We start from the raw sequence: 18,123 nt of genomic DNA, 5'->3' as shown, positions 1-18,123 counted from the left end.
GGGGTATGCGGGCGGGCATAGAAGCAGGAAGCGCCGGCGATTTCCTAAGGGACAATGCTATTATTTTTTGCAACCATTACCATATGACTTCCTTCCACAAGCCTACCAGCATGCGCTTCCATCATCTCATTTTCCCATTGCCGCTCCTGACCGTCGCCTGCGCCAGCACCTCGCAGCCGGCCTTGGATCCAAAGACGCCACCCAAGCTGGATGCGGCGAGCTTTGCGAGGTTCCCGCCGCAGTACCCCATGGCCGCCATTCGACTGAAGGAGGAAGGGGTCGTTGCAATCGCCGTGCTGTGCGAGACGGATGGTCACGTCACCGACGGGCAGGTCGCGGTGTCCAGCGGCCATCCGCAGCTGGACATGGCGGTGGAGCATGCAGCCCGAAGCACCCGATGGCGGTGCAAGCCGGCGCTGAATCTGGCGACGCAACAGCCTTTTGCTGCCTGGGATGTCATCCGGTACCGCTTCCAGTTAAAGGCCGACGAGGGGTCATCAGCTGCCACCTCGGACCTTGCATCCGGCCCCTACGCGCACGTGGGTGCGGTACTGGACCCGCAAAGCTTCAAGCCCCTCCCCTACCCCAGGGACGCTGAGGCCGCGCAGGAGCGAGCCCCGGCCTCGATCCGCTTTCTTTGCGGCGTGGATGGGCGGGTTCACACGATTGAGCCCCTGACTTCTCCGGATGCCACTCCGCACCTGACACGCGCCCTGATTGCAGCCGCCAAGGCGGACAATTGGCGTTGTCTTCCGGCGACGGACTACAAAAGCAAGGAACCGGTGGAGGGATGGGGCTTCTACCGCTACGACTTTGGCCAACATAAAACGCAGGCAGTCCCGATGCCGCCTGAAGCGATCAAGGCACTGGGCGAACCGCGTCCTCTCATGCACGCCGGCGACGCGATTCCACTAAACATCCAATTCACGGGGCACACCGAGCCAACGAAAGCGACGGATCAGGACTCCCCCTCACCTCAGGACGCGCCCCGTCCGTAGCCTCACCGTTGTTTCGCACTCCTGAGAATCAAGATACCAAGGTCCGAGGCCATGAAGATCGTCTACCACCGTCTACGGGCCCTGGCGCTCTCCGCCATCTGCCTGGCCCCCCTGTTCCCCGCCGTGGCCCAGGACAAGCCCCCGCCCGACCCCACCAGGTCCCGCCTCGACGTCACCTCCTTCAGGCAGCCTGACTATCCGATGGCATCATCCCGGTTGGGCGAGCAAGGCCGGGTGGGCATCAGCGTCGACTGTGCCGTGGATGGCCGCGTCAGCGATCCGAAGGTGACCGAAAGCAGCGGCTTTGAGCGGTTGGACAACGCGGTGTTGGCGATCATTCCCGGCCTGCGCTGCTTCCCCGGTCATGACCCCGCCAGCGGCAAGCCCATCGCCGGCAGCGTGTTGTTCCGCTACAATTTCAAACTGGGTCCGCCGGCCCCGAGCACCAGCGGCCTGCAGTTGAGCCGCGACAACGTCCGTGAGTTGCTGGACATTGCGCGCGCCGCCAATCCGGGCCTGACCATTCCGGAACCGGTGGACAGCGAGAGCCGGAAGGCCGTTTGGGACCTGGCGCTGAATGCCAAGCTCACCCCCGAGGCCAGCCGCAAGCCTCAGGACTATCCAACGGCCGCCGCCGGCCCCCTGCAGCAGTTGATGTCCCTGAGCATCGCCTTCTTCTGCAGCGCGGAAGGCCGCGTCACCTCCGTCCGGGTGTTCAACAGCTCCGGCAATCCCAAGCTGGATGCCGCGATGGCCGACGCCTTGCCCCTGCAGACGGCTTGCCAGCCCACCACCGGCCCGGATCATCGCCCGCTGGCCTCATGGGGCTTCATCATCCACACCTTCATCCCGCCGCCCAGTTCCAAGCCCTGACGCCCACAGTCAGGCATAAGCGCACGGAAAAAGTAAGGCGACGACCGTGGCCATTTCTGCAACCATCGCGGCTCCTCCGGCTTTCCCGCGACACCTCGGCCCCATGCGTCCCACCCTCTTCCGCATCGTCTCCGCCCGCTTCCTCTCGTCTCTGGCGATGGCATCGGCCGCCGGCTGCGCCCATGCCCCGCCGCCGGCGCCGGTACCGACGTCCCACATCGACCGTGACGCCCTCCTGGCCGCCGATGGCCCGAAGCTGGATCCCGCGACGCTGATGAAGGCCATCCCCTCCTATCCCTGGGTGGCGGTGGAGCAGGGGCAAGTCGGCACCGTCACCCTGGCCCTGCTGTGCGAGCCCGGCGGCCAGGTCACGGATGCGGAGGTGATGGAAGGCAGCGGATCGGACCGGCTGGACGCGGCCGCGCTGGCCGCCGGCGCCAGCGGTAAGTGGCGCTGCGTGCCCGGCACGGGGGCCCAAACCCCGCCTGGCCCGGCACGGCCCGCGTGGATCACGCTGCGCTACACCTTCCGGCAGCGCGACCACAGGAACGAGGCCGCGGCGCCCGCCGCCGACGCCCCGGCGGCCCCGCCGGGACCCGCCCTGGGCGCCCGCATCGACCTGGATACCGTCGTCCAGCCGCCCTATCCGGCGGACGCCCTGCCCACCGGGGAGTATGGCGTCGTGCCTTTCAAGTTCCGCTGCGGCGCCGATGGACAGGTGGTGGAGGCGCAGCTGACCCAGCCCGGCCCGTCCATCCACCCCCACCTGGACTCGACCGTCCTGGCGGCGGCGCGGGCGGGCGTATGGCGCTGCAATCCCGCCAAGCGTCCCAGCGACCATCAGCCCATCGACTCCTGGGGCTTCCACCGCCTGGTCTTCGCGGCACCCGCCGCCTCCGGCCCCAGCTACGGCTTCAAGGCCGAGACGGACGGGGCGCAGCTCGACCACACCACGTTGGCCCACGCCGACTACACCGTCGACGCCGCCCGGGCGGGTGAGGAAGGGCGGGTCGTCATCGACTTCCTCTGCGGCGTGAACGGCCGGCTAGGCGATTTCAAGATCAGCCACTCCTCCGGCCATCTCCGGCTGGATGCCGCAGCGTTGGCGGCCCTGCGGTCGCCGCAGGTGCGGTGCGTTCCCGGCACATCGGCCGCCACCGGCCGCATCCGGGTGACGCCCGGCGCGCACCAGGCGATCTTCCAGCTGTCCCCCGACGCCCCCCGGCCGGGGGAGGCCCCCGTTCTCGACATCCGGTCCCTGGTGACCGCGCCACCCGCCTACCCCCGTAGCGCCCCCAGCAGCACCCAGGACCCGAAGGACCAGACCACCCTGACGGCCGCCCTCCTGTGCGGGCCGGGCGGAACCCTGCTAGACAGCGCGTTGATGGAAAGCAGTGGCCACCCGGAGTTGGACGCCGCCTTCATGGCGGCCACGGACTCAGGCCTGTGGCGCTGCCTTCCCGCGCAGCTGCGCACCACCGGGCAGCCAGTGGCCGCCTGGACGGCCTACCGCCAGTATTTCGGCCGGCCCGCCGGCGCCCCGCCGCCCGATGACGAGCCCGTGGGGGCGGCGGTGGACCCCGCCTCGCTGGTGGCGCCGGGCCAGGCCCCGGCGACCGGCGCCCACCGTAAGCAACCCAAGGCCTGGCTGCGCTTCTGGTGCGGCGCCAACGGCCAAATCCTGACGCCCAGCCTGTTCCGCAGTTCCGGCAACCCGCACCTGGACGCCGACCTGATAACCCAGGCGCGTTCCGGCAAATGGCGCTGCCTGACCTATCAACGCCCCGGAACCCACACCGCCGTTCCCGCCTGGGGGTTCTTTCCCTACAGCGGCCCGGCGCCGGAGGTCGGCGCACGGAAATAGGACCGGCCAGCGCCTTCCTCGACCTTCTTCGACCCGCCAACCCCGCCTGGACCCATGCGCCTCCACCACACGCTCGCCCTTTCCGCCCTGATCCTGCTGCCGGCGCGCCCCTGAGAGCGCTCATTTATCCGGCGACAGCGCACCCCACTTCTGCAACCATCGCCCTAACGGGTTCATGGCTTGGGGAAAGTCATGCGGACAAGCGCGGGGCATGCGGTTCTCAGTGGGATGATGGTGGTTTTGGCTTTGTGGCCATTCAGCCCGTCTCCGTCACGGGCGCAGGCGGCGGAAAGGGTTTTTCTGCCGGTAATTCCACCATTCATGGTCATCGACTTCGAGTATGCAACACCCACCACCTTCCAACCACCTTTACGGCCCCTCACCAGGATTGATCCGGAGTCCTTTCGCCGCTTTCCTCCCACTTATCCAGCGGCGGCGATAAAGCGGAGCGAGGAAGGTAGGGTGGTTTTCATTGCCTTCTGTAACGCAAAAGGCCGCGTCTATAATGCCAGGGTCGTAGAAAGCAGTACTCACGATCAATTGGATGCAGCCCTGGTAAAGGCCGCACGATCCCGCCGGTGGCGATGCACCCCAGCCGTGGAAAATGGCCAAGCGGTCCCATCTGCTACGGTAAAATTGGCCTATCGCTTCCGACTTCCCGATGACGGCAAGAGCCAGCATCGATAGCCGCTCCGTCAGCCCTCACCCCAACGTCCGCCGCGCCCTTAAGGCGGCGGTGAGGGTGCCGTCGTCCAGGTAGTCCAGTTCACCGCCCACGGGGACGCCGTGGGCCAGGCGGCTGATGGCGACATTCAGGCCGGAGAGGCGATCGGTCAGGTAGTGGGCGGTGGTCTGGCCGCCGGCGGTGGCGTTCAGGGCCAGGATGACCTCGCGCACCGGCGTGCCGTCCGTCCCCTGGGCCACGCGGGCCAGCAATCCCGGCACGGCCAGGTCATCGGGGCCGATGCCGTCCAGCGCCGACAGGGTGCCGCCCAGCACATGGTAGAGGCCGCGATAGGCGCCCGTGCGCTCCAGCGCCCAGAGGTCGCCCACCTCCTCCACCACGCACAGGGTGGCGCGGTCGCGGGCGGGGTCGCGGCAGACGCCGCAGGGGTCCACCGTGTCCAGGTTGCCGCAGACGGGGCAGGTGCGGATGCGGGCGGCCGCCCCGGCCAGCGCCTCGGCCAGCGGGTCCATCAGTTGTTCGCGCTTCTTGATCAGATGCAAGGCGGCGCGGCGGGCCGAGCGCGGGCCCAGGCCCGGCAGGCGCGACAACAGCTGTATCAGGCGGTCGATTTCAGGGCCGATCATGGCCCCAAGATAGGGGCTGTGCCGGCTTTGTTCCAGCGGGGAAAAAGGCCATCGGCACGAGATAGGCTCGTGCCGCTGTAGCCCGCGACTGCGGGCGCCGGAGCGAGTACCGCAGGGCGCAGTGAGGAAGCCAAGGGCGCGGATGCGCCCGCCCGGCGTTTGAGGGGCATTTGAGAGGTCACGATCAAATGCCGCACATATAAGAACGCCGGGCCCGTCGCCAGGCCCGGCGTTCAAAACCACAACACCCTGACAGGTGGCGCCGATCAGAACGGCAGCTTCATGCCCGGCGGCAGCTTCAGGCCGCCCATGAGCTTGTTGGTCTCTTCGGCGATGTGCGCCTCGACCTTGCCCTTGGCGTCGTTGAAGGCGGCGACCAGCAGGTCCTCCAGCACCTCGATGTCCTCGGGGTCCACGACGGACTTGTCGAGCTTCACCTTCTTCAGCTCGCCCTTGCCGTTGACCACGACGCGGACCATGCCGGCGCCGGACTGGCCGTCGGCCTCGATCTCGCCCAGCTTGCCCTGCATTTCCTGCATCTTGGCCTGCATCTGCTGGGCCTGCTTCATCATCTGGCCGATGTTCTTCATGGCCTAAAAATCTCCTTCCCAGTCGCCGTCGCTCATATCGGGCGGCGCATCGAAATACGGGTTGTCCGGGGCATCCATACCGCCATCGCCGTAAGAAGGGAAGGCGGGGGTGAGGGCGGCCTCCTCGGCGGCGGCCTTGGCTGCCGCCGCGGCCACCTGGTCCAGGTCGCGCACCGCCGCCATCCTGGCGCCGGGGAAAGCGGCCATCAGGGCCTGCACCAGGGGGTTGGCCGCGGCCTGTTCGCGGGTGCGGTTCTCCGCCGCCCGGTCCTGGTCGCTGAGCGTGGGTTCGCCGGGGGCGCTGGAGACGGTGACGATCCAGCGCCGCCCGGTCCATTCCGTCAGCAACTGGCCCACGCGGCCGGCCAGGTTGGGCACGGCCATGGCGGTGGGCCGCAGCTCGATCAGCCCCGGCTCGAACTTCACCAGGTGGACCATGCTCAACAGGTTGCCCTGCAGCATGCCCTCGCGCCGGGTGCCGAACAGCTCCGCCACGTCGCGGAAGGATTTGGGATCGGCCGGGGGCAGATCCGGCACCGGTTCCACCGCCGGGGTCGGGGCCACCGCAGGCGCCACCTTGACCGCGCCAGCCAAGCCGCCGCCCAAGCCGCCACGGAGCACAGCCATGGGCGCGCCACCGCCGTTCGCGACGCCGCTGGACAGGGACGTGCCCCGCGCCGTGGCGCCACCGCCGCCGTTGCCCCCCAGGGAGCCGCCGCCCATCGGCGCACCGCCGCCATTCCCACCCGTGGCGGGCACGCCGCCCTCCATGAGCTTGCGCACCAGGTCGCCGGGGCTGGGCAGGTCGGCGGCGTAGGCCAGGCGGATCAGCACCATTTCCAGGGCCTGCATGGGCACCGGGGCCTGCTGCACCTCCGACAGGCCCTTCAGCAGGATCTGCCAGGCGCGGGCCAGGGCGGGCATGCCCAGCTTGGCCGCCAGGTCGCCGCCGCGCACCCGCTCCATCTCCGGGATGCCCTGGTCCTGGGCGGTGCCGGGAACCACGCGGGCACGGGTCAGGAAATGGGTGAAGTCCAGCAGGTCCTGGGCGATGACCACCGGGTCGGCGCCGCGCTTGTGCAAATCGTCCAGCACGGCCAGGGCGTCGGCCGGCTTGCCCGACAGGGTCGATTCGAACAGGTCCACCACCAGGGTGCGGTCGGCCAGGCCCAGCATGTCGCGGACCTGAAGCCCGGTCACGGCACCACCGCCCAGCGCGATGGCCTGGTCCAGCAGCGACAGGCCGTCACGCACCGAGCCGTCGGCCGCGCGGGCGATGAGGCTCAAGGCCTCCGCCTCCACCGGTACCGACTCCTGCTCGGCGATGCGACCGAAATGGGCCTGCAGCGTGCCCTGGTCCACCCGGCGCAGGTCGAAGCGCTGGCAGCGCGACAGCACCGTCACCGGCACCTTGCGGATCTCAGTGGTGGCGAAGACGAACTTCACATGCGGCGGCGGCTCCTCCAGCGTCTTCAGCAGCGCGTTGAACGCGTTGCGCGACAGCATGTGGACCTCGTCGATGACGTAGACCTTGTAGCGGGCGCCGGCCGGGGCGTAGCGCACGCCCTCGATGATCTCACGGATGTTATCGACCGAGGTGTTGCTGGCGGCGTCCATCTCGATGACGTCGACGTTGCGGTCCTGCGAGATGGACACGCACTGCTCACACACGCCGCAGGGGCTGACGGTGGGGCCGCCCTGGCCGTCGGGGCCGACGCAGTTCAGGGCGCGGGCGATGATGCGGGCGGTGGTGGTCTTGCCCACGCCGCGCACGCCGGTCAGCATATAGGCCTGATGGATGCGCCCCGACTGGATGGCGTTGCGCAGGGTGCGCACCAGGGCGTCCTGGCCGATCAGCTCATCGAAATTGCGCGGGCGGTACTTGCGGGCCAGGACGCGGTAGACGGCGTTCCCGGCGGGGGCGGGGGACTCGGCGTCGGGGGAAAGCGTGCTCTGATCGGTCACGGGATCGCTCAACCCTTCCGGCACTGGCTGCCGCCGGCCATGTGCGGGCCGGACCTTGTGACCGGCCAAAAGGCGGCGTTCAGATTTTATGAGGTGGGAGGCTGGACATGCGACCCGCGCCGAAACTCGTTACGGCTGCTTCCTTCCGGACCTGACCGGGTTGGCGAGGGACACGTCCGCCGCCAACCTCCCGCCGCCATATATCGGCATCGACCCACCCCATAGCAAGTGAAAAGGCGGCAGGGCCGCCCCGCCTGTTCCGATGCGCCCGCGACCCGGGGTGGCCTTGCCCCCTCCGGTTGGTCATGAGACGAATGGTGATCATGACGAACCGGTCCCAAAACAACTTCTACACCGGCGCCGGCCTGGACCGCGCCACCGTCGCCCGCAAGCAGGCCGACTGGCTGGCCCAGCGCCTGGCGGCACCCGAAAGCCGTTTCCTGGCCGTCTGGCGCGGCCAGTTCCTGGTGGCATCGCCGCCGGAAGGGGCCGAAACGCCGGAGGGGCCGCCGGTCCGGCCCGTCTACCTGGACCCGGGCAGCCCGTGGTGGCGCGAGGCCGCGACGCTGGCACCTGCCTTCCTGGGCGTGGAGGGCGACGTCGCCCATTTCGCCGTCGATCTGTCCAGCCTGGAGGAAGGCCATCCCCACCTGCTGGGCCTGGGCACGCCGACGGAGCTGCGCACCCTGGCCCACCAGGTGGACCGGCCCACGGCCAGCCTGCTGGCCTATGTGCGCGGCCTGCTGGGCTGGCACCAGCGCCACCGCTTTTGCGGCGTCTGCGGCACCGTGACCGAGGTGATCGAGGGCGGGCACGTCCGCCGCTGCACCAACCCCGACTGCAAGACCCTGCACTTCCCCCGCACCGATCCGGCCGTGATCATGCTGGTGCATGACGGCGACCGCTGCGTCATGGGCCGGCAGGCCCGTTTCGGCCAAGGCATGTATTCCACCCTGGCCGGCTTCGTCGAACCGGGCGAAAGCCTGGAGGAGGCGGTGGCGCGCGAGGTGATGGAGGAGGCGGGCATCCAGGTGACGGACGTGCGCTATCAATCCTCCCAGCCCTGGCCCTTCCCCTCCTCCCTCATGCTGGGCTTCCACGCCCGCGCCGTGACCACCGAGCTGAAGGTGGATTTGGAGGAGCTGGAGGACGCGCGCTGGTTCAGCCGCGACGAGGTCTACCAGGCCAGCCTGCGCCGTGGGCCCCTGGATGGGTCCTTGCGCCTGCCGCCGGCCGACAGCATCGCCCGCCGCCTGATTGAGGATTGGCTGGCCGGCGACGTGTGAAACGCGAACCGATTCGGGGGGGAAGGCATCATGTCGGGCGAGACGCAAACCAGCACCTGGCCGCTGCCCAAGTTCTATTTCTCGGCCCAGCTGGGCGGCACCGTCACGGCCACGTTCCAGGAAGTGACCGGGCTGGACACCGAGGCCACCCCCGCCGCCACAATGCCGGGCTCGCGCAAGGTCGGAAACGTCACCCTGCACAAGGGCCTCTTCGCGAACGACACCGCCCTGTGGGACTGGTTCAACCAGATCAAGCTGAACACCATCGCGCGCAAGACGGTGGTGATCAATCTGTTGGACGAAACCGGCGCGCCCAAGAGGGTCTGGACCCTGGACAACGCCTGGCCGACCAAGATCACCGGCACGGACCTGAAGTCCGAAGGCAATGAGGTGGCCGTGGAGTCGGTGGACATCGCCTATGAGACGATGGTGATCTCCGCCCCGTAAGCGTCAGCCAGCGTGGCCTGGTACCTGGCTGATCTTCATCGGCCTGGTGCGGAGCATGCGTAGGCATCGGCATAAGGCTTGGCGAAGCAAGCGGCCAAACCATCTACGACACTCATGTTCATCGGCCAGGATGACGGCGTCATGGTGGCACCCGACTCCGGTGGCGGCGGCGGAACGTGGCTCAGACGGTCGCGCGCCGCCAGCAGGGTCGATAGGTCACGGCGCAGGAAAGCCAGGGTGGCATCGACATAAGCGTTCCAGGCCTGGGCCCGGGACGTGTCCCTCATGTCGCGTGACTGGTCCAGCAAAGGGAGGGCGCCAGCGGTATCACCCGCCATGGCCCGCAACTGCCCCTCATGCCAATATAGGATACGGGCGGGCTCCTGGGGGTGGACAGCCCGGTAATCGCGCAACAGGTCGGCGGCCGCCGTCATACAGCCCGGCTTATCCGCGATAGGGCGCCACCCCCCGTTCATATCCTGGTCGAATGCCTGCCCATCCAGCGCCAACAGCGCTGAGCGATCGGGAACGCAGGCGTCGGCAGCAGTGGCATCGGCAGCAAGCGCGAATCCCCCCACCATTGGCAAGCCAGGAAAGGGAACCGATACCAGCAGCAAGGCCAGGCGCAACGCTCTCATGTGAATACCATCAACGCGATTGATGGTGGCGATACTAACCCAAAAGGTGTCAGCCACCCATGATGGCCAGCGCCTCGGCGTGCGCCCGGGCGTCGCCGGAGGCCACGACCTCACCCACCGCGCCCAGCACCAGGTCGCGGCCCTGCCAGTCGGTCATGCGGCCGCCGGCGCCCTCGACCACCGGCACCAGGGCGGCCCAGTCCCAGGGCGCCAGGTCGCGCTCCACCGAGATGTCCAGCCAGCCATTGGCAACCTGGGCGTAGCCATAGCAGTCGCTGCCGTAGACGACGTAGCGCGAGGCGGCTTTCAACTGGGCGAAGCGCTCCGCCTCCACGCCCTTGAACATGTCGGGGCTGGTGGTGGTCACCGTCGCCTCCGCCAGGGTGGCGCAGGCGCGGGTGCGCACGGGCGTGCCGTTGAAGCGGGTGGGATATCCCGCGCCACCGATCCACCGCTCCCCCAGGATGGGCTGGTCGATGACGCCCAGCACGGGACGGCCATGGCGCAGCAGGCCGATCAGGGTGCCGAAGATGGGCCGGCCGGTCATGAAGCTCTTGGTGCCGTCGATGGGGTCCAGCACCCAGACATACTCCCGGTCCAGACCGTGGGTGCCCAGTTCCTCGCCCAGGATGCCATCGTCGGGGCGCTCGGCCGCCAGGATGGCGCGCAGCGCCTCCTCCGCCTGGCGGTCGGCGATGGTGACGGGCGTCAGGTTGGACTTGGCATCGATCTCCACGTCCGCCCGGAAATAGCGGCGGATGACGGCACCCGCCGACTCGGCCATGCGATGGGCCAGGGCGATGAGGTCGTCGGACACGGGCGAGGTCATGGGGCGCTTCCTGGCTTGGGACTGGCTGGGGCACATGCAAAGAGGGGCGGCCCCGGCTGGGACCGCCCCTGCTTTTATACCGGAGAGGCCGCCGCCTCAAACCCAAGGCGGCCGGCTATCCCTTAAGCGCACCCGCCCTGTCAGGGCAGCGGGGCCGGGCTGTCGGCCTGGCTGCGCAGATAGGCGATGACGTCGGCGCGGTCCTTGACGGACTTGAAGCCGGCGAAGGTCATCTTGGTGCCCGGGGCGTAGGTCTTGGGGCTGGCCAGGAACTCGTTCAGCTTTTCGTAGTCCCAGGTGCCGCCCAGCTTCTTGATGGCGTCGGAGTAGGCGAAGCCCTCCATATGGCCCTGCTTGTTGCCGATGATGCCCCACAGGTTGGGGCCCACCTTGGCCGGGCCGCCCTTGTCGAAGGTGTGGCAGGCCTGGCAGACCTTGGTCAGCTTGGCGCCGTTGTCGGCGCTGGCGCCGGCCAGCAGCGGGCTGACCGGGTCCGGCTTGGCCGGTGCCGCCGGCTCACCACCCGCGGCCGGGGCCGCCTCAACGCCTTCGATCTTGTACACGTTCTCGGTCAACATCGTCGGGTGCACGGCCTTCTTGGCGATGAACCCCGCCAGCAGGGCGATCAGCGCGCCCAACAGAATGGCCATGGAAATCTTGTTGAAGAAGCTACCCGCCATCAGATCAAGCCCTCATGTCCCACGCTGTTTGCCATTCGCGTGCTGGTTATGGTTCCTGCGCGTCCACGTTAACGCCAGGTGGTGACGCTTGTCGATGCCCGGGGCCGTTATGGTCCGGCCATCACTCTCCCAAATTCCGGGCGACGATAAGCGGCCTGTTCAACCAGGGCAAGATAGTTCGGCGCCCTGCCTGCAAACCGGCTTGACCATGGGAGGTAAATGTCGCACGCCTGCCCCAGCCATGAGCCAAATCAAATCGTAGGCCGAAGCCCCATGTCTTCAAGCCCCGCCGTCTTTCCCGTGGGCGCGCCCAAAGCCCCCATCGTGATCATTCCGGCACGGATGGCCTCCACCCGCCTGCCCAACAAGCCGCTGGCCGACATCGGCGGCGCGCCCATGATCGTGCAGGTGTGGCGGCGCGCGGCGGAGGCCGACATCGGCCCGGTGCTGGTGGCGGCGGCGGAAAAGGAAATCGTCGAGGCGGTGCGCGACGCCGGCGGCCAGGCGGTGCTGACCGACCCTGACCACCCCTCCGGCTCCGACCGCATCCACGAGGCGCTGCGCCTGGTGGACCCGGAGGGGCGGCACGACGCCGTGGTCAACGTCCAGGGCGATTTGCCGACGGTGGAGCCGGCCACGGTGCGCGCCGCCTTCGGCCCGCTGGCCAATCCGGCGGTGGACATCGCCACCCTGGCGGTGGAGATCACCGTGGAGGAGGAGCGGCACAACTCCAACGTGGTCAAGGCTGTGGTCGAGCTGGCGCCCGGCGCCCGCGTGGGCCGCGCCCTGTACTTCACCCGTACCACCAGCCCCTGGGGTGCCGGCCCGCACCATCACCACATCGGCCTGTATGCCTATCGTCGCGAGGCCCTGGCCCGCTTCGTCGCCCTGCCCCCCGCCGCCTTGGAGCAGCGCGAGAAGCTGGAGCAGCTGCGCGCGCTGGCCAACGGCATGCGCATCGACGTGGCGGTGGTGGACGCCGTGCCCCTGGGCGTGGACACGCCGGAGGACCTGGAACGCGCCCGCGCCCTCATCGGCCGCATAGGCGCCCCCTAAAACCAACGGCATGAGATTCCGGCTCATGCCGTTGTAGGATGCGGTCGCGCCGTCAAGGGGCGGTCCAAGAAAGGGAAAACAATGTCCAGCAGTGAGCGGGGCGCGGAGAACACCATCGCCTACCAGGGGGCGCCGGGCGCCAATTCCGACATGGCGTGCCGCCAGGTGTTTCCGGACATGGCTCCCCTGCCCTGCTACTCGTTCGAGGACGCCTTCGCCGCCGTGACGGAGGGCCGCGCCCGCCTGGCCATGATTCCCATCGAGAATTCGGTGGCCGGCCGCGTGGCCGACATGCACCACCTGTTACCCCAGGGCGGCCTGCACATCATCGGGGAGCATTTCCAGCGCGTGGTCCATTGCCTGGTGGCGCCCAAGGGGGCGACCATCGCCGGCCTGAAACAAGTGCATTCCCACATCCAGGCGCTGTCGCAGTGCCGCGGCTATCTGCGCGCCCACGGCATGGCGCCCATCACCCACGCCGACACCGCCGGCGCGGCCGCCGACGTGGCCACGTGGGGCGACCCGACCCAGGGGGCTATCGCCTCGGAACTGGCAGCGCAGATTTACGGGTTGGAGGTGCTGGCGCGCGGCATCGAGGACGCGGAGCATAACACCACCCGTTTCCTGATCCTGTCGCGGGAGCCCAAGCCGGCGCCGCGCGGGGCGGGCCCCGTCATCACCAGCTTCGTCTTCCGCGTGCGCAGCGTGCCGGCGGCCCTGTACAAGGCCATGGGCGGATTCGCCACCAATGGCGTCAACATGACCAAGCTGGAAAGCTACATGGTGGGCGGCCGCTTCACCTCCACCCAGTTCTACGCCGACGTGGAAGGCCACCCCGAGGACCGGCCCCTGCGCTTGGCGCTGGAAGAGCTGGACTTCTTCGCCCGCGAACTGAAAATCCTGGGCGTCTACCCCGCCCACCCCTTCCGCTCCGAAAGCAGCCAGCGCGACGACGGGCAGGATTAAGGAGCCTTCCCGATGGCCCTGCTGTTCGTCTCCGCCCACGATCATGCCGAGGACTGGGCGAATGAGTTGAACGCCCAATTGCCTGAGCTGGATGTACGCGTATGGCCGGACGGCATGGGCGACCCGGCGGAGATCGACTATGCCCTGGTCTGGAAGCCGCCGGCGGGCCTGCTGGCCAGCCTGCCCAAGCTGAAGGTCATCTTCTCGCTGGGCGCCGGAGTTGACGCCCTGCTGGCCGATCCCACCCTTCCCGACCTGCCCCTGGTGCGCATGGTGGAACCGGGCCTGACCGAGGGTATGACCGAATATGTCTGCCTGCACGTGCTGCGCTGGCACCGCGACGCCCCCCTGTTCGAGGCGCAGCAGCGGGCGGGGCAGTGGAAGCAGCTGACCCATCAGCACCTGGCGCGGGAGCGCAAGGTGGGCATCCTGGGCCTGGGCGCCCTGGGCAGCGACGCGGCGCATGCCCTGAAGGCCCTGCGCTTCGATGTGGCGGGCTGGAGCCGCTCGCCCAAGCAACTGGACGGCATCGCGACATATCACGGGGCCGGGGGCCTGGCGCCCTTCCTGGCGCGCACGGACATCCTGGTCTGCCTGCTGCCCCTGACGGCGGACACGGAGAACATCCTGGACGCGGGCCTGCTCGCCCAGTTGCCCCGGGGTGCCGTGGTCATCAACGCGGCCCGGGGGCGCCATCTGGTGGAGGAGGATCTGCTGGCGGCGCTGAACAGCGGCCACCTGGCCGGTGCCACGCTGGACGTGTTCCGCACCGAACCGTTGCCGGCCGACCATCCCTTCTGGACCCACCCTAGGGTGACCGTCACCCCCCACGTCGCCGCCATCACCCAGGCGCGCACGGCGGTGGAACAGGTGGTGGGCGGGCTGAAGCGCCTGGCCGCGGGCCAGCCGCTGATCAACCTGGTGGATCGGCGGCGCGGCTATTGAATGAGGCTGGACTGGCCGCCGCCTTCCGACAAATCGATCAAGGCCTCGACATCCACCAATTCCACCATCTGGTCGGGCAACAGCCGGACGAGGTGGGTGGTCTTGAGCTTGGTGAAGGCGCGGGAGACCGTTTCCATGGTCAGCCCCAGGAAATCCGCAATGTCGGTGCGGGTCATGGGCAGCGAGATGCGGCAATGGTCCTCAGGTTCGGGCGTTACCCGCCGGGCCTGGCGCAACAGAAAGCTTGCCAGCCGCTCCGGCGCTGTTTTGCGACCCAACAACAGCATCTGCTCCTGCGCCACCTGCAGTTCGGTCGCGGTGGCCGCCAGCAGGCGCAGGCGCAATTCGGGATCCCGTTCCAGCAGCGTGTCGAACTGCGTGCGGGACAGGCGCCGCAAGGTCACGGGCGTGACGGCCTCGGCGGAATAGAGATAGGTGCCGCCCATGGCCAGCCCCAACATGTCGCCGGGCTGCAGGAAGCCCACGATCTGCCGCCGGCCGTCAGCCATCATACGCAGGATGCGGACCATGCCGGAGGTGATGATGCGCACGCTGCTGGCCGTGTCGCCTTCCGAAAAGATCACTTGGTCCCGGCTGTAGGTGGAGGCCTCGTCCGCCCAGGGGGCGAACGGGCCGGCGGATGCGGCCCGGCTGGCGGACGGCGCCGACAGGGCGTTGAAGACGGCCAGGCTGGGCTGGCGGGCGGCGGCCGGGGCGGTGGCGAGCGATGGCGTCATCTGGGGGCTCCCGTTCGTGTCGGGCCTGAACCAGCCCGTCGTCGTTCCATGGGAGGACGGTAGCGCCTGACGTTCCACCTGATGAGTTCGGTCTTCTACCTACGTAAAACCCCTTATGGGCGTAAAACCCCTTATGGGCGCACAACCACGGTCCCTCAGGCGGGGCCGCCCAGCAGCAGCCGCAACTCATCCAGCAGCCGGCCGGTATCGACGGGCTTGTCCAGGAAACCGGCCACCCCCGCCCGAAGGGCCCGGTCGCGCGTCTCCGCCTCCATATTCGCGGACATCATCAGGACAGGCACGTCGCGCAGCAGGGCGCGGTGCCCCTCAACGAACTCGACGCCCGTCATGTCGGGCATATGCTGGTCAAGCAGCAGGCACCCCGGACCGCCATCGAAATCGGCGGCGAAGTCACGGCAAGAGGCGTGAAGATCAACCTCGAAGCCGTACAGCCGTAGCAGGAACTTTAAGGAGTCGCGGACGGACTCGTCGTCATCGACGATATGGATCCGTCCCGCCGCGATCTCGGCCACATCACATCTCCTAGAGGCGTTACACCAGCGGCGGTGATGCCAACCCCGCCACCCCCAACGTTAAGGTGTCGGCGCCTACTGGAGTAATAAGGGTTTCCCCGTATTCCGGCCGGGTTTGACGCGGATCAACCCGCGTCCGGGCGAATACCTGCCGCCAGCGCCAGCCGCACCAGATGGGACAGGCTGCCGGCGCGCATCTTCTCCATCACCCGGGCGCGGTGGATTTCAACGGTGCGCGGGCTGATGGACAGATCGAAGGCGATGATCTTGTTGGGCTTGCCATCGACCAACCCCCGCAACACGTCCAATTCCCGCGGCGTCAGCGCGTCCAGGCAGGCCAGCGCCTCCGGCGACGGCGTCTCCGCCCCGGCAGAGGAGGAGTCCGCGTCGGCCATGGCACGGGGCCGGGACAGCGCCGACTGGAGGGATGCGAGCAGCGTCTCCTCCTCGAACGGCTTCTCGATGAAGTCCAAGGCCCCGGCCTTCATCGCCGCCACCGCCAGGGGGACGTCGCCATGGCCGGTCATGATGATGACCGGCAGGGTGGATCCCCGCGCGACCAGCCGTTCCTGGACCTCCAGCCCGCTCAGGCCGGGCATGCGCACATCCACCACCAGGCAGGCGCAGCGCGCGGGCGCGTCGGAGTCCAGGAACTCCAGGGGTGAGGAAAAGACCGCAACCTGGTAGCCCGACGCCATCAGCAACAGCCGCAGCGAATCCCGCACGGCGGCATCGTCATCCAGCACGGCGATGATCGACTCAGGCGTCATGGTTTCTCTCGGTCTCAGGCAGCAGGGGCAGCGTGAAACGGAAGGTCGCGCCGCCGTGTTCATTACGTTCGGGCCACAGCCGCCCGCCATGGGCCTCGACGATGGACCGGCTGATCGACAGCCCCACCCCCATGCCCCGTTCCTTGCCGGAAACGAAGGGCTGGAACAGGCGGGCCATGGTGGCGTCATCCAGCCCATGGCCGGTATCAGCCACAGCGATCTCCATGAACCCCGCCCCGTCCGGGGCCGTCGCGGGGGCCGTCGCGGGGGCCGTCGCGGGGACCGCGATGGGGGCCGCCGTGATGGACAGGATGCGTTCCGGCTGGCCTTCCATAGCCTCGACCGCGTTGCGGATGAGGTTGAGCAGCACCTGTTGGATCTGGATTTTGTCGATGACGGCGCGAAGGTCCTGCCGCTGCAGGCGCAATTCCATGCGCACGCCGCTTTCCCGCGCCCCGACCAGGGCCAGGGCGGCCGCCTCTTCGATCAGGCCATCCAGGCTTTCCGCACGCCGGTCGGTGCCGCCCTTGGCGATGAAGTCGCGCAGCCGCCGGATGATCTGCCCGGCCCGCAGGGCCTGCGCCGACGCCTTTTCCATGGCCTCCCGCGCCAGGGGCATGTCGACGGTTTCCGGCCGCTCCAGCAGCCGCAGGGACGCCTTGATGTAATTGACCACCGCCGTCAGCGGCTGGTTCAGCTCATGTGCCAGGGCCGACGCCAACTGCCCCATGACGCTGACCCGACCGACGTGCAGCAGTTCCGCCTGCAACTGCTGCAGCCGCCGCTCCACCGCCTGGTGTTCCGTCAGGTCGTGGACGAAGCCGGTGAACAGGCGCTCGCCCTCCAGGTCCACGGCACCGACCGCCAGTTCCATGGGGAACACGGTTCCATCGCGGCGCTGGCCGGAGACGATGCGGCCGACGCCGATGATGCGCTTCTCCCCCGTGGCGAGGTAGCGGGCGATGTACTGGTCGTGCTGCTCCCGGTAGGGCGAGGGCATGAGCATGCTGACGTTCCGCCCCTGCACCTCCGCCTCGGCATAGCCGAACAGGCGCTGGGCGGCCGGGCTGAACGAACGGATCAGCCCCTGTCCATCGATGACGATGAGGGCGTCCGGGATGGTCTCGATGATGGAGGCCAGGCGCGCCTCGCGGTTGCGCAAGGCCTGTTCCGCCGCCCGCCGGTCGCTGATGTCGCGGATGATGCCGATATAGGCCGTCGGCCCGTCCTGCAGCGCCTCGCCCACCGACAGTTCCATGGGGAAGGTGGTGCCGTCCCGGCGCAGGCCCGTGGCCTCGCGGCCGATGCCGATGATCCGTTTTTCCCCCGTGGCGCGGTAGCGGGCCAGATACTGGTCGTGTTCGCCCTGGTAGGGGGCGGGCATCAGCATCTTGACGTTACGGCCCATCACCTCCGCCGCCGTCCAGCCGAACAGGCGTTCGCAGGCGGGGTTGAAGGATAGTATCGTACCCTGGCCGTCGATGACGATCACGCCATCGGGCACGGTGTCCATCAACGCGCGGAAGTGGGGTGACAGCATGGGGGTCTCCGTTCGTCACACCATATGTCGTGATCCGAACGTTTCCCATCCCTAACAATTCCCCATCCCGAGCTGAGGTGGAAATGCATCGGAAT

The 18,123-nt window shown here is 68.3% G+C and carries 19 protein-coding genes and 1 other RNA gene; 9 read left to right on the top strand and 11 right to left on the bottom strand.

Annotation, left to right across the window (positions count from 1 at the left end):
* Positions 1-110: 110 nt before the first annotated feature.
* The 4 genes from FBZ89_RS07465 to FBZ89_RS32030 all read left to right on the top strand — a co-directional run bounded on the left by FBZ89_RS07465 (position 111) and on the right by FBZ89_RS32030 (position 4,422).
* Positions 111-998, top strand: coding sequence for an energy transducer TonB (locus FBZ89_RS07465; RefSeq protein ID WP_186457243.1), 888 nt, complete (start codon positions 111-113; stop codon positions 996-998).
* A 51-nt stretch (positions 999-1,049) separates the two neighbouring features.
* The gene (locus tag FBZ89_RS07460) at positions 1,050-1,871 is read left to right on the top strand and encodes an energy transducer TonB (protein ID WP_211115135.1); all 822 of its coding nucleotides are present in this window, start codon (positions 1,050-1,052) and stop codon (positions 1,869-1,871) included.
* Between the two features lie 103 nt (positions 1,872-1,974).
* A complete protein-coding gene (locus tag FBZ89_RS07455) occupies positions 1,975-3,735 on the top strand; it encodes a TonB family protein (protein ID WP_145749353.1) in 1,761 nt (586 codons plus the stop codon).
* A gap of 192 nt (positions 3,736-3,927) precedes the next feature.
* Positions 3,928-4,422, top strand: coding sequence for an energy transducer TonB (locus FBZ89_RS32030; RefSeq protein ID WP_145749352.1), 495 nt, complete (start codon positions 3,928-3,930; stop codon positions 4,420-4,422).
* 15 nt (positions 4,423-4,437) lie between these two features.
* On the opposite strand, the gene recR is transcribed toward FBZ89_RS32030, so the two are convergent.
* The 4 genes from recR to ffs all read right to left on the bottom strand — a co-directional run bounded on the left by recR (position 4,438) and on the right by ffs (position 7,792).
* Positions 4,438-5,046, bottom strand: a complete 609-nt coding sequence (gene recR / locus FBZ89_RS07445) for a recombination mediator RecR (RefSeq protein ID WP_145749351.1) — start codon at positions 5,044-5,046, stop codon at positions 4,438-4,440.
* 266 nt (positions 5,047-5,312) lie between these two features.
* On the bottom strand, positions 5,313-5,636 hold the full coding sequence (locus tag FBZ89_RS07440) for a YbaB/EbfC family nucleoid-associated protein (protein ID WP_088870677.1): 324 nt from the start codon (positions 5,634-5,636) through the stop codon (positions 5,313-5,315).
* A gap of 3 nt (positions 5,637-5,639) precedes the next feature.
* Positions 5,640-7,601 carry a DNA polymerase III subunit gamma/tau gene (locus tag FBZ89_RS07435; protein WP_145749350.1) on the bottom strand — a complete coding sequence of 654 codons (1,962 nt, stop codon included), beginning with the start codon at positions 7,599-7,601 and terminating at the stop codon, positions 5,640-5,642.
* A gap of 93 nt (positions 7,602-7,694) precedes the next feature.
* Positions 7,695-7,792: signal recognition particle sRNA small type (ffs, locus tag FBZ89_RS07430), an RNA gene on the bottom strand.
* A 132-nt stretch (positions 7,793-7,924) separates the two neighbouring features.
* On the opposite strand from ffs, the gene nudC reads away from it, so the two are divergent.
* Positions 7,925-8,887, top strand: coding sequence for an NAD(+) diphosphatase (gene nudC / locus FBZ89_RS07425; RefSeq protein ID WP_342780584.1), 963 nt, complete (start codon positions 7,925-7,927; stop codon positions 8,885-8,887).
* 30 nt (positions 8,888-8,917) lie between these two features.
* The gene (locus FBZ89_RS07420; protein WP_145749348.1) at positions 8,918-9,334 is read left to right on the top strand and encodes a phage tail protein; all 417 of its coding nucleotides are present in this window, start codon (positions 8,918-8,920) and stop codon (positions 9,332-9,334) included.
* A 35-nt stretch (positions 9,335-9,369) separates the two neighbouring features.
* Here FBZ89_RS07420 and FBZ89_RS07415 read toward each other — a convergent pair whose 3' ends face one another.
* The 3 genes from FBZ89_RS07415 to FBZ89_RS07405 all read right to left on the bottom strand — a co-directional run bounded on the left by FBZ89_RS07415 (position 9,370) and on the right by FBZ89_RS07405 (position 11,481).
* Positions 9,370-9,768 (bottom strand): hypothetical protein, encoded by a 399-nt coding sequence (locus tag FBZ89_RS07415; protein WP_211115134.1) that lies wholly within the window; start codon positions 9,766-9,768, stop codon positions 9,370-9,372.
* Positions 9,769-10,021: 253 nt separating this feature from the next.
* Positions 10,022-10,801, bottom strand: coding sequence for a histidinol-phosphatase (hisN, locus tag FBZ89_RS07410; RefSeq protein ID WP_145749347.1), 780 nt, complete (start codon positions 10,799-10,801; stop codon positions 10,022-10,024).
* 140 nt (positions 10,802-10,941) lie between these two features.
* Positions 10,942-11,481 carry a c-type cytochrome gene (locus FBZ89_RS07405; RefSeq protein WP_145749346.1) on the bottom strand — a complete coding sequence of 180 codons (540 nt, stop codon included), beginning with the start codon at positions 11,479-11,481 and terminating at the stop codon, positions 10,942-10,944.
* Positions 11,482-11,754: 273 nt separating this feature from the next.
* Between FBZ89_RS07405 and FBZ89_RS07400 the strand changes: the two genes are divergently transcribed.
* The 3 genes from FBZ89_RS07400 (at position 11,755) to FBZ89_RS07390 (ending at position 14,448) form a co-directional block, all read left to right on the top strand.
* A complete protein-coding gene (locus FBZ89_RS07400; protein ID WP_145749345.1) occupies positions 11,755-12,537 on the top strand; it encodes a 3-deoxy-manno-octulosonate cytidylyltransferase in 783 nt (260 codons plus the stop codon).
* 81 nt (positions 12,538-12,618) lie between these two features.
* Positions 12,619-13,503, top strand: coding sequence for a prephenate dehydratase (locus FBZ89_RS07395; protein ID WP_145749344.1), 885 nt, complete (start codon positions 12,619-12,621; stop codon positions 13,501-13,503).
* A gap of 12 nt (positions 13,504-13,515) precedes the next feature.
* The gene (locus FBZ89_RS07390; protein WP_145749343.1) at positions 13,516-14,448 is read left to right on the top strand and encodes a 2-hydroxyacid dehydrogenase; all 933 of its coding nucleotides are present in this window, start codon (positions 13,516-13,518) and stop codon (positions 14,446-14,448) included.
* On the opposite strand, the gene FBZ89_RS07385 is transcribed toward FBZ89_RS07390, so the two are convergent.
* The 4 genes from FBZ89_RS07385 to FBZ89_RS07370 all read right to left on the bottom strand — a co-directional run bounded on the left by FBZ89_RS07385 (position 14,442) and on the right by FBZ89_RS07370 (position 18,028).
* Positions 14,442-15,185, bottom strand: coding sequence for a cyclic nucleotide-binding domain-containing protein (locus FBZ89_RS07385; RefSeq protein ID WP_145749342.1), 744 nt, complete (start codon positions 15,183-15,185; stop codon positions 14,442-14,444). The genes FBZ89_RS07390 and FBZ89_RS07385 overlap by 7 nt on opposite strands.
* A 155-nt stretch (positions 15,186-15,340) precedes the next feature.
* Positions 15,341-15,718: a response regulator transcription factor gene (locus FBZ89_RS07380; RefSeq protein ID WP_145749341.1), complete on the bottom strand. Its 378-nt coding sequence runs from the start codon at positions 15,716-15,718 to the stop codon at positions 15,341-15,343.
* A 125-nt stretch (positions 15,719-15,843) separates the two neighbouring features.
* Entirely contained in the window at positions 15,844-16,488 is a 645-nt protein-coding gene (locus FBZ89_RS07375; protein ID WP_145749340.1) for a response regulator transcription factor, read from the bottom strand.
* Positions 16,478-18,028, bottom strand: a complete 1,551-nt coding sequence (locus FBZ89_RS07370; protein ID WP_145749339.1) for a PAS domain-containing sensor histidine kinase — start codon at positions 18,026-18,028, stop codon at positions 16,478-16,480. The genes FBZ89_RS07375 and FBZ89_RS07370 overlap by 11 nt, the downstream gene beginning before the upstream one ends.
* Between the last annotated feature and the right edge of the window lie 95 nt (positions 18,029-18,123).

The sequence above is a fragment of the Nitrospirillum amazonense genome (genome assembly GCF_007828045.1).
GTDB classification, from domain to species: domain Bacteria; phylum Pseudomonadota; class Alphaproteobacteria; order Azospirillales; family Azospirillaceae; genus Nitrospirillum; species Nitrospirillum amazonense_C.
Note: the sequence above shows the minus strand (reverse complement) of the source record. Positions and strands in the feature narration are given on the sequence as shown.